We start from the raw sequence: 11,627 nt of genomic DNA, 5'->3' as shown, positions 1-11,627 counted from the left end.
GATCATTTTTAGAAATAGTAATGCTCGATTTTTTTATTTTATCGAAGGCGTTAAAGTGTGTTAAGTCTAAGATATATCTTCTTATTGGAATGTTTTATGCAGTCCTTTCTGTCTCTAACATTAAAACTAACAAAATGGAAAACGACAAAGTTGTAAACTTACTCAACGATCTTTTAACGAAAAATTACGATGCTGTAAAAGGCTATAAAGAAGCTGCTGAAAAGATTGAGCTCTCTACTTTAAAAACATATTTTCAGGAGCAGGCGGATAATCGATCTGGTTTTGAACAAGAATTAAAAGCTCTGATCTCCAAATATGGTGGTCAACCAACTGAAGGGACAAGCGTTACAGCTGATTTACATCGCGTCTGGATTGCAATTCGGGATTCATTTTCTAATGGTGAACAGGCCATTTATGCAGAATGTATTAGAGGTGAAGAAACTTTTTCAGAAGAATACGGAGAAATTTTAATGGACGAAAATGTTCCGCAGGATGTGAAAGAAGTCATCACCAAACAGAAACGATCAGTAGATGAAGCTTTGGGAAATCTTAAAAAAATGAAAGACTAATAATTTCAATGTGAAGGCTAAAAAGGTATTTCTTCTTCCTGTCATTTTTTGAAAACAAGAGATTAATCGCAAGAGAAGTAATTTTATCCAACGATTATTAGAAGTTTCACTGAAAAGAAAGATTTAAGATTATTTTAATTTCATCTAAAAGGAATTTAATATCAGAAATAGTCAAAAAAGTGAAAAAAAAATCCTCAATTTTTCAAATTGAGGATTTTAGTTTTTGAATATCTATTACAGTTGCGGTCCGGCTGCCACTAATCTTTTAGCTTCGTCGTTATCACAATACTGCTCAAAGTTTTTGATATATCTCGCTGCAAGATCTTTTGCTTTTTCTTCCCACTCAGAAGCGTTTGCATAAGTTGCCCGCGGATCTAAAATACCTTCTGATACATTAGGTAATTTAGTCGGAATTTCAAGATTCATAATAGGAATAGTCGTCTTCTCCGCTGTGTCGATCGATCCGTCGATAATTGCATCGATGATCGCTCGTGTATCTTTTAGAGAAATTCTTTTTCCGGTTCCGTTCCAGCCTGTATTAACTAGATAAGCTTTGGCGCCATGTTCTTTCATTTTCCCGATCAGGGTTTTAGAATACATGGTTGGGTGCAAAGTTAAGAACGCCTCACCAAACGCAGGAGAAAATGAAGGTTGAGGTTCTGTAATTCCTCTTTCTGTTCCGGCTAATTTTGAAGTATAACCGCAAAGGAAGTGATATTGTGCCTGATCCTCATCAAGAATAGAAACCGGTGGCAAAACACCAAATGCATCTGCGGAAAGATAAACTATTTTAGAAGCATGGCCTGCTTTTGAAGGCAAAACGATCTTGCTGATATGATAGATCGGGTAAGAAACTCTTGTATTTTCGGTAATTGAATTATCGCTGTAATCTGCCTCACCATATTCGTTAACCACCACATTTTCCAGTAGAGAATCTCTGCGAATTGCTTTGAAAATATCTGGTTCTTTATCTTCGCTAAGGTCAATTACTTTCGCATAACAACCGCCTTCAAAATTGAAAACTCCGTTGTGATCCCAACCGTGTTCATCATCACCAATTAAATATCTTTTTGGATCTGCAGAAAGCGTCGTTTTTCCTGTTCCGGATAGTCCGAAGAATAAAGCAACATCTCCTTCTTCACCAACATTTGCAGAACAGTGCATGGATGCCATTCCTTTTAACGGAAGGTAATAGTTCATCATGGCAAACATTCCTTTCTTCATTTCGCCACCGTACCAAGTTCCTCCAATGATCTGGATTTTCTCTGTAAGGTTAAACATTACAAAGTTTTCAGAATTTAATCCCTGCTCTTTCCATTTTGGATTGGTCGTTTTAGAACCGTTCATTACCATAAAATCCGGCTCACCAAAATTTTCGAGTTCGAAATTAGACGGGCGAATGAACATATTGGTTACGAAATGCGCCTGCCAAGCAACTTCCATAATAAATCGCACTTTAAGTCTTGTATCTGGATTGGTACCACAAAAGGCATCAACAACATATATTTTCTTTGATGAAGACAATTGTTTCAAAACTACATTCTTGCAACTTTCAAAAATCTCCGCAGTAGTTGGCAAATTTACTTTACCATCCCAGTTAATGTTATCTTTGCTTACATCGTCTTTTACAATATAGCGGTCTTTCGGGGATCGGCCGGTAAAAATTCCAGTTTTAACTGCTACAGCGCCAGATTCCGTAACTGCACCTTTTTCAAAACCTGCATTTTTCGGAGACATTTCTGCCTTGTAAAGCTCTTCATAAGTTGGATTGTAAACCACTTCCTGGTAACCCGTAATTCCTAAATCATGTAATTGCTGAATAATTTTGATATTCTTCATAACGACCTTTTATTTTCTGATTTTTTAGTAAAAACAAATTTAAACATTAATAAGTATTAATGAATGTTTAAAAATACTGATATTCATCAGAATTAGCAAGAAAATATTAAAGAAGTAAGTAACTATTTATCAACGAATTAAATCATTCCACCCGAAAATCGTCGAAAAACCTCGTCCCCGAAAATAGTCCTCAAAACCCGGAAATTTACAACTCATCACAAAATCACCACCCCACGCGCCGAGACTTTTTAGGAAAACCGGACTGTTTTCGAAATATTTTTCTTTAACGGTTTCAATTTGAAGGAAGTCACTTAATTTCTTTTCGTGGATCGTCATTAAATCTGAAAAATCTTCTAAATTTTCCGTTTCAAAAATCTTTTTTGTAAGCTCCGAAAATTCTGAAATAAGCTCAGGTGATTTCGCTCTGCTTCGGTAAAGATTGATTCCCTCGCGACTGTCTTGCTTTTGATTAAGATGAATGAATATGAGCTCTTCTTTGAATGTTGGATTGAAGCGAACCGCCTCCACTTTTCGGTCTTTTGCCGTATTCTGATACAAAATTGGAGATCTTTCTTTCGCCACTGCAATATCATATCCGCTGCCGCCTAAGCAAATTTCGTTGAGATGAAAAGCATCAATTTCTGCCCAGTCTGCAAGATTGTTCATTAAAGTAGAACTGCTTCCCAGACCAAAATTTGAAGGAAACTCTAAATTAGTCGTAATGGAATAAGAGGATTTATTGTTGAACTGAATGGTGGAAAGTTCCTTCACCTTCAATAAAACCTTTAGAATAAATGCTGCCGGATCCGGAAGATTGGTAGATAGAATCGTTTCTTTTTGATAATCAATTTGAAGGTCCAACCACGGTTTACCCTGATGAAGTGCTTGCCAATTAAGGAGAGACTGACCATCGTTTATTTCCTCAAAAAAAAACTCCTGCCCCCATTTTGTTGGGATCGCAAGAGCTAAGGCGCCGTCGAGAACGACATATTCTGAAGTGAGCAATAATTTTCCAGGTGAAAATATTGTACCCATCATTTTTTTAATTTGCAGATGCTACAGTAACTTCTGAATTGATTTTTTTAATCAAGCCCTGCAATGTTTTTCCAGGCCCAACTTCTACAAAATGAGTTGCACCGTCTTTGATCATATTTTGCACAGACTGCGTCCATTTTACGGGACCGGTCAATTGTTTAATTAAATTTTTCTTAATTTCTTCAGGATCTGAAACAGCAGTAGTTGTGATATTTTGATAAACGGGGATCATCGGCTTACGGAATTTTGTATTTTCGATCGCTGCGGCTAATTTTTCCTGAGCAGGCTGCATTAATGGGGAATGAAAAGCTCCATTAACGGGAAGCATCAAGGCTCGTTTTGCACCGGCTTCTTTCAACTTTTCGCAAGCCATTTCTACAGCGGCAGTTTCGCCGGAAATAACAAGCTGACCCGGACAGTTATAATTTGCCGGAACAACAATTCCTTCAATTTGGGCACAAATATCTTCTACTTTTTCATCAGCAAGACCTAAGATCGCTGCCATAGAACTTGGGTTTGCATCACAAGCTTCCTGCATTGCTTTCGCACGCGCTGCAACTAATTTTAATCCATCATCAAAAGAGAGAACTCCATTTGCGACTAAGGCAGAAAATTCGCCGAGAGAATGTCCCGCAACCATTTCTGCACCCGGTCCATTTACCGTTTTTAACACGGCAACAGAATGAATGAATATGGAGGGTTGAGTTACTTCGGTTTTTTTAAGATCTTCATCGGTTCCTTTGAACATGAGCGAAAGAATATCGAAACCTAAAACTTCGTTAGCGAATTGCATCAGGTCTTTTACATCTTTTCGGGAGTCGTATAATTCTTGTCCCATGCCAACAAACTGCGAACCCTGACCAGGAAATACAAGTGCTTTCATAATTGTTTTTTAGAAATAATAATAATTTCGAAGAATCAAGATCCTTCTTAGTTTATGGTCCTTTAAATAATGAGATTTAATTTTGAACTTAGATTCAGATTTTAGTTCGGCACCAAACGCACGACTCTATAACCTGTATTTACATAAGCTCCAGATTTTGTTTTTTCAAACTCGAATTTAGTTGCCAACTGCGTTTGCACTTTATTCATTTGTTTAAAGATCTCGCCTTTTTTATTTTCACGGCTCAACATATCGTTCACAACGTCGAAACCGATCACTGAATATTTTGAAGGCGTTTTACAATACTTAGTTTTGTAATCTGCTAAAACTTCTTTCTCGAAATCTCCCTCTGTATTGATCTTTCTGTCCATTATATATACCAGATTTGCCTGACTAAGATCATCAACTTTTTTCTCGAAAATTGGAGAATAATACATGCTGAAGGCTTTAATATTCTGAACTTCTTTGGATAATGCAATCATCTTATTTCCAAATGCATCACCTACAGAATCGCTGTCGTTCGCTAAAACTGCAATAACTGGAGCACTTTGGCCCGTCATCATATTTTGATCCAGCTTAATATCATCCGGAGAATTCACGATCATCACTACCGGATTTTTCAACTCTTTTTCAAGATTCGTTTTTAAATAATTTGCTTTTGATTTATCGGAATCTGCAACAATATATATTTTTTGATCAGAATAAACGTCTTTCACTTCTTTTACAATTCTTTGTGCGTAAACCGTCTCGTTAGTTTCGATAAGAATTAAATTATCAAACTTCAACAAATCATCAGAATTTGCAAAGGGTGCGACCACTGGAATCTTATTTACTTTTACATAATCTAAAACCTGTAAAACACTGGATTTGAAAAATGGACCAATAATAAGGTCGGTGTTATTCGCATTGATCTGGGTTAAAGAATTTTTGAAACTCCCTTCGTTACCTGCGTCAATTACTTTTATATCGAGTTTCTGTCCTTTCTTCACATTTCTCTCGATGGCCAATTTTGCACCGGAAAGAAAATCGAGGGAAAGGTTTCGATATTTTGAATCGTTCGTATCAAAACCAAATGGCAACATGATAACCACGTTAAGCGCATCGCCATTTTTCTTAATATAAGCTGCGTCCAGCTCTTTAATTTTTAAGACCATTCCGGTTTTTAATCCTGCGGAAAGGTTTGGATTTAAAGTTAAAAGCTGGTCCAGATCGATGCCGAATTTATTTAAAATTCCAAATACAGTATCGCCGCTTTGCACGGTATAGGTTACATATTCATCACTTGTAGAAGTTGATGAGTAGGTGTTTACAGATTCTGTTGGAGTAACGGTCGTCGCTTTAGAATCGTTAACGGCAGTCACCGTCGCGCTTCCACCTTTTATTTTAATCATTTCTCCGGGCTGCAACCCTTTGGCTTCTAAACCTGGATTCATTGCAAAAAGATCAGCTTGCGAAAGATTAAATTTTCTACTTAATTTATAGTAGTTATCTTTTGGCTGGATTTCGTAGGAATTCTCGTCCTTAGTTTTTGTAAACACTTCTTTTTCTACAGGAGTTTCGATCTTAACGATCTCTACTTTTTCAATAACTGGAACACCAAATTTATTGACATTGGCTAATGGTAAAATCACTTCATCCCCAATTTTCATGTGGGAATCGAGTTCCGGATTTAATCTTCGGAGTTCAGCTTCAGAGATCTGATATTGCTTTGTGATTCCGTAAATTGTTTGTTTTGGCTGCAAAATTATTTTGCCAAGCTGCCCGGAAGTACTGCTTGTTTTTACAGCAGTAGCTTCGGATTTTTCGGTAGAATCTTTAACAAATGTTTTCACATTTTTCTCGATATTCAAAACCTCTCCGATCGCCAGTTTTCCATCTTTCGTGTTTGGATTAAGTTTGTACAATTCGTCGATGCTCATCCCATATTTTTTAGAGATATTGTACGGATTATCACCCTTTACAACAGTATGGGTTTTTTGCGCGTAAATCCCCGCGAAAGCAATTAAACTAGATATAATGAAAAGTTTTTTGATCATCTTTTATGGTAAATATTTACAAAAATAGTGCTTTAATATTAAATCGTAAAAATAATTAATTCCGAATTTTGCACGTCGATTCCTTCATAACAAGTTTGAAGCCACTCTTTGCCCGAATCACTATAGAAAACCGAAAAATTATAGCTTCTTTCCTGCCAGTTTTTGCCGGGATGTATTTTTAAAAATAAATTCTCCAGGCGTTCCAGCTTTTCGTTCTGTTTAATTTTTTCTGCCCGCAACAATCTTTTTTTCATTCGGTTAAAAGATTTTAACTGTCGCGTTTTTTCAGCTTTAACTAAATTACCAAAGGTTAAATCTGTATTCTCAGCGCTGGAGGCTAATTCGTCGAAATGGTCTTCCAGAAAAGTCTCATCTTTATTCAGCAGCGTAAGAATCTCATTATTTTTCAGCAAAATGTCTTTCGTGACTTCGGCAAAGTTTTTAAAAAAATCATCAATGCTTAAACCTAACTTCTCCGTTTTTTCTAAAGTCTTTTCGGTGATGAAAAGCATAGAATTCCGCGGAATAAGAATTGGGAAAGGCAAATTGATCTTCTTAAAATAATTTTTGAGTTCCAGCCAGTACATGATCTCCGCGTTCCCACCAATATAGGCGAGATTAGGCAAAATTGACTCCTGATAAACCGGTCTCATTAAGGCGTTTGGACTAAATCTTTCGGGATTATTCTCGAGTTCCAGTAAGATCTCTTCTTTAGAAAATGACAGCTTTTTGTCAACAATATTAAACCGGCCCTCGTTGAATTCTATTCGATCACGCGTTTCACTCAGGTAAAACAGGTTTATTTCCCGTGGATTGACCTGAACTTTTCCGTAACTTTCTGTCAGATCGGCAACCGTTTCTTTTGTAGTTTGAAATAATTCCTGGCTCAGAAGTTCATTTTTAAAGACTTCTTTCATTTCCGCCTTCAGTGAACGATTATCACCATCCGTGATGAGCAAACCGTAATCTGCAAATAATTCCTGCACTAAAATTCTTGTGGCTTCAGAAAGCGTATTTCCTTTTTTATAGGCTTTTTTCAGAAGCAATATCAGTTCGGTTCCGTAAACCGAATCTTTAAATTCTTCTTCAAATTCGGAGATGAAAAAATTATCTTCTACAACAATTTTTCCAACTGCTCCACCCGATTTTGCATGGGTTTCGTAATATTTATTTTCTGTTTTAAAATGGTTGATCTCCTCAAAATCATGATCTTCAGAAGCCATCCAGAATAAAGGAACCGTTTTTGTGTCCGGAAACTTTTCATTTAAAAAATTCGCCAGCTTAATGGTCTGCAATATTTTGTAAACAAAGAAGGCAGGACCGCTAAAAAGGTTTAGCTGATGACCTGTCGTAACCGTAAAAGTATTTTCGTTCCGTAGAATATCCAGATTTGAACGTTGCTTTTCAGACAATTGAAATCCCGCATGTTGTTCCTGTAAAACTTTAGAAAGAATTTCTCTTTTTGAGGGAGAAAATGATTCTGCTTTCTCTTTGAACTGATCTCCAATATTTTTTAAATTGAAAACGTCGTTTTCGAAACCTGCAATTTTCTGCGTTAAAAAATCTTTGATGAGCGCCGGAATGCTGTCAATATTTAAAAACGGTATGGTAGATGTTTTTTTCAAAATAATTTAAGAGAATAAATACCAAACGATCCCTAAATTCAAACGAAAATCGTAGATAGGATAATTTGGCGCGGTGAAAGATTTGTTTTTCATGAACGTGTTATTCAAATGTTGTGCTTCTATAAAGAAAAACATTCGTTTTACTTTCATATTAAAATAAACATCGGCGATCGGCTGACCTCCAATTTCGTAGGAATTTGCACGTGGCAAAATAAATTCATTCAAGATCGGAAAATATTCGCGGGAAGCAAATTTGGTAAAATAATATATTTTGACACCGGCTTGAATTTCGGCGGCTTTTTTAAAGGCTTTTGACTGCCAAAAAAAGTTTGCTCTACCCACAAAATTCGGCATGGGTAAAAGATTGGAATTGTTAATGGCACTTTGAATAACTACTTTCGGATTTAAATGAAATTTACCGTAAGAAAAAGTAGCTTCGCCACCAATTTGAGAAATATTTAAAGCGGCATTGCTTTGCTGTGGCAGTGCATTTGCGTCGAGATAGGTATAATTATCGATCCTGAAATAGTTGGCTGTTAAAATACTTTTGAACCATTTTAAATTGACGTCGCCACCGATCTGCGTGATGGTTTCGTTGTTAGGATTTTGCAGATAAAAATTGAATTTCTTGTAGACCGATGGATTCATCAGCAAATTAAAACTGGGCGAAGCACTTTGGAAATTCACTTTCGCATTTACGAAATAGTCTTTGATGGGTTCAAATTTTAGTAAATTTTGAGAGCGCAGATAACTTCCGAATTCACTGCCGCTCGAAATTTCAAGGTTTGAATTGACTTCCACTTTATTCCATAATTTAATTTGGAGATTCCCAACCGCACCGATTCTACCTTCCGAAAGCTCCTGCGGAATTCCCAAATAATCCGGCAGCGGAGTTCCAATACCAAGTTTAATATTTTGATAACGAACACCGGCATCAAGCTTAAAATTTTCTTTATCGAAAAGAATACTTACAGTGTTGCTAAGGTTTTTTGAATATTTTTTGCTGGATAATGGATAAGCGATCAAGTCTGTTTGATCATTGAAAAAGTAAGGTTCCGGCGAAGTTTGGCTGTAATAATATTTATTGCTCTGATGAAAAATGGTATGCCGGATCTTAAAAGGAAATTTTTCGGAGGCAAAAGGCCGAAATTGCTGGCTGAAATAATATCTGCGATAGGAAAATCGCGAATCCGAATTGGTAAGATTAACGTGGAGATTTAATCGGTTGTTGAAATTATCGCTTCCATTCAAAAAAAGATTAACATCTGTGATACCGCCGTTTTCCTGATTATTTACATTTTGGTGAAGGTAATGCGCGAAGGCTTCATACTTTCCGTTTTTGGAAGTATAGTGCCCGGAAAAACTGATATTATTGTTGGAAGCCAGATTATACTGATAAAATCCTAAGGAACGAAGTCCCATATATTCTACGGCAAAATTGAAATTTTTACCAACATTCTGCGTATAGGTTGATTGTAATTCTGCACCACTGCTGACGGAATTATGATATATAAAAGCGGCGGTTGGTGTTTTTACATCGTAGTATTTAATATCGTCGATCCCTAAAATAAAATAGGATTTCTTCGTCGGAAGTAGCGCAAGATTTTGCTGGGTATTCACATCGTAAATCAGATCCTGAAAACCCGATCCAACGTTTGCAAACTGAATTTTACCGAAATTATCTTTGTTATTGTACTGAGAAAAAATAAATGTTTTATCGTGGGTGAAAGCAGTATCGAAAATTTTCTTCTCGGAAAACTGGGTTTGGTAGGTATAATCGTAGATCGTGGGCTTAAAGATTTTTAGAGAATCTTTGATGCCGGAATCAATTACAAGCGTATCCTGAGATTTTACTCTGTTGGAGTCAGTTTTATTCACGACCTGCGCCTTGACGAAATAACCGCAAAAGAATAGACAAAGAAGAAGGTATTTCACCGGTTTATATTTAGTTTTTTTTTGGCCCGATGGAACGCCTGTATTTCTAAGTTTAGAATAAAATTGATCTTTGCGTTTCATTTATTTGCTTTGAGGTACAAATGTAAGGATTATGAGGAAATAAAAAACCCATATAAAAAACGGTTTGTGAGCGTGATCTTTCGTCCTGAAATAATGGATATATTCAAAAAAAAGACTGCAATTTTTAATTGCAGTCTTTCTTATTTAGTTTGAATATTAATATCCAGGATATTGCGTTAGATTTGGATTTCTGTTCATTGCAGTTTGTGACACCGGCAAAACAAACCGTTTGTCATTTGCTGCGACTGTACAAGTTAAACAGTTTGAAGGTCTAACTACCGCCATATTATATCTTTTCAGATCTAAAAACCGCTGTCCTTCACCGTAAAATTCTTTTGAACGCTCGGTTAAAATATCATTTGTAATATCTACACCAGTGTAAGTAGATCCATTTCTAGACAGTGCAAACGCATTTAATTTAGTTAAAGCAAGACCATCCTGACCTGTAAGATGAAGTGCTTCAATTTGATTTAATTGCGCATCTGCAAAACGGAAAACCTTTATATTACGGAAATAGTTACCTCTTTCTGTAAGTCTTGGGTATTTATTGGTCCAGTATCCTTTTGGATTATCAACGTTCGGAACGCCAACTGCGGTTAATAAACTTGCTGCACTTAATGGAGCCAGTCCTTTTCTCACATCATTAGCGCCAAAACTACTGTAGAAAGTCTGGTTAAAAAGCATACATTTCCGGGAATCGATCCGGTTGTAATATCCAGGCAAAGAAATATTAGATCCAATACCGGTTATCTGATTGGTATTACTGTTCACATCTAATTCCCATATCGTTTCCGGCTGATTTTCTGCCATAGAATCACTACCTCCTGAAAAGTAATTGTTATATCCAGAAGCGGATACAGGAGAAAAACTACCAGTGGGGCTGTCTACAATCTCGGACGAATATTGAAGTGCTAACGCAGCATCACCTGTAGCTCTTCTCGTTAAATAAACTTTAGACAATAATAATTTGGCCGCAGTTTTACTTAGTGTCACTTTTAAAGAAGGATTTTCGTCATTTAAAGCAATACCATCTTTTAGATCTGCGATAATCTGATCATAGATCTGAGCAACAGTTGATCTGGCTGGCGCAAGATTTACGTCGTAATCTGTTAATACTAAAGGCACCCCATATTCTTGATTAACTCCGGAAGTTGGTGTAGGTGAATAGTAATTTACCAATGCAAAGTAAGATAATGCTCTTACTGTTTTCGCTTCACCTTTGATTCTTTTCACCTTATCGTTCTCCGCAACAGTCGTGTTGTTAATAACCAAATTACATTTTGCAATGGCTTTATATAAAGCACCGTAAAAGGTGAATTCATTCTGAGCTCCATTGTAATTGAAATTGTAAGTGTCAATAAATGATGGATTAAGATTCGAAACGAACATATTATCGGATAATAAATCACCTACCAGCATTAGTTTTGTGCCGTATGCATCTGTTGATGCAGTGTCGAGATATGCGCCGTTGAGTAATTGCTGCAATTGCGCTTCGGTATTGATGTTCGTAATTTCATCCGCAAAAGGTGGATACAGATCCAAATCTCTGTTGCTGCAAGCACTGCTGCCCAACATGAGAAATAGAGCACTTACGATTAAAGTATATTTTTTCATTTTTATTAAA

At 36.5% G+C, this 11,627-nt stretch carries 8 protein-coding genes; 1 reads left to right on the top strand and 7 read right to left on the bottom strand.

The annotated features are described in order from the left end of the window. Window positions 1–134: 134 nt before the first annotated feature. Window positions 135–569 carry a ferritin-like domain-containing protein gene (locus ACZ9HT_RS03985; protein ID WP_476039149.1) on the top strand — a complete coding sequence of 145 codons (435 nt, stop codon included), beginning with the start codon at window positions 135–137 and terminating at the stop codon, window positions 567–569. Window positions 570–803: 234 nt separating this feature from the next. On the opposite strand, the gene pckA is transcribed toward ACZ9HT_RS03985, so the two are convergent. The 7 genes from pckA to ACZ9HT_RS03950 all read right to left on the bottom strand — a co-directional run bounded on the left by pckA (window position 804) and on the right by ACZ9HT_RS03950 (window position 11,617). Next, a complete protein-coding gene (pckA, locus tag ACZ9HT_RS03980) occupies window positions 804–2,408 on the bottom strand; it encodes a phosphoenolpyruvate carboxykinase (ATP) (protein ID WP_476039148.1) in 1,605 nt (534 codons plus the stop codon). A gap of 129 nt (window positions 2,409–2,537) precedes the next feature. Further along, on the bottom strand, window positions 2,538–3,446 hold the full coding sequence (locus ACZ9HT_RS03975) for a GYDIA family GHMP kinase (protein ID WP_476039147.1): 909 nt from the start codon (window positions 3,444–3,446) through the stop codon (window positions 2,538–2,540). 4 nt (window positions 3,447–3,450) lie between these two features. Then, a complete protein-coding gene (gene fabD / locus ACZ9HT_RS03970) occupies window positions 3,451–4,326 on the bottom strand; it encodes an ACP S-malonyltransferase (RefSeq protein WP_476039146.1) in 876 nt (291 codons plus the stop codon). A gap of 101 nt (window positions 4,327–4,427) precedes the next feature. After that, complete coding sequence (locus ACZ9HT_RS03965; protein ID WP_476039145.1) at window positions 4,428–6,362, bottom strand: LysM peptidoglycan-binding domain-containing protein; 1,935 nt, start codon at window positions 6,360–6,362, stop codon at window positions 4,428–4,430. A 38-nt stretch (window positions 6,363–6,400) separates the two neighbouring features. Beyond that, window positions 6,401–7,987, bottom strand: coding sequence for a bacillithiol biosynthesis cysteine-adding enzyme BshC (gene bshC / locus ACZ9HT_RS03960; RefSeq protein ID WP_476039144.1), 1,587 nt, complete (start codon window positions 7,985–7,987; stop codon window positions 6,401–6,403). A 6-nt stretch (window positions 7,988–7,993) separates the two neighbouring features. After that, window positions 7,994–10,003 (bottom strand): putative porin, encoded by a 2,010-nt coding sequence (locus ACZ9HT_RS03955; RefSeq protein WP_476039143.1) that lies wholly within the window; start codon window positions 10,001–10,003, stop codon window positions 7,994–7,996. A 156-nt stretch (window positions 10,004–10,159) separates the two neighbouring features. Continuing rightward, a complete protein-coding gene (locus ACZ9HT_RS03950) occupies window positions 10,160–11,617 on the bottom strand; it encodes a RagB/SusD family nutrient uptake outer membrane protein (RefSeq protein WP_476039142.1) in 1,458 nt (485 codons plus the stop codon). Between the last annotated feature and the right edge of the window lie 10 nt (window positions 11,618–11,627).

The sequence above is a fragment of the Chryseobacterium sp. UYP7 genome (genome assembly GCF_056279225.1).
This window is presented reverse-complemented; position numbering and strand designations above follow the sequence as displayed.

What these genes read in the sequence shown, in the direction of transcription:
- ACZ9HT_RS03985 (WP_476039149.1), top strand. Translation starts at nt 135, where the DNA reads ATGGAAAACGACAAAGTTGTAAACTTACTCAACGATCTTTTAACGAAA.
- pckA (WP_476039148.1), bottom strand. Translation starts at nt 2,408, where the DNA reads ATGAAGAATATCAAAATTATTCAGCAATTACATGATTTAGGAATTACG.
- ACZ9HT_RS03975 (WP_476039147.1), bottom strand. Translation starts at nt 3,446, where the DNA reads ATGATGGGTACAATATTTTCACCTGGAAAATTATTGCTCACTTCAGAA.
- fabD (WP_476039146.1), bottom strand. Translation starts at nt 4,326, where the DNA reads ATGAAAGCACTTGTATTTCCTGGTCAGGGTTCGCAGTTTGTTGGCATG.
- ACZ9HT_RS03965 (WP_476039145.1), bottom strand. Translation starts at nt 6,362, where the DNA reads ATGATCAAAAAACTTTTCATTATATCTAGTTTAATTGCTTTCGCGGGG.
- ACZ9HT_RS03955 (WP_476039143.1), bottom strand. Translation starts at nt 10,003, where the DNA reads ATGAAACGCAAAGATCAATTTTATTCTAAACTTAGAAATACAGGCGTT.
- ACZ9HT_RS03950 (WP_476039142.1), bottom strand. Translation starts at nt 11,617, where the DNA reads ATGAAAAAATATACTTTAATCGTAAGTGCTCTATTTCTCATGTTGGGC.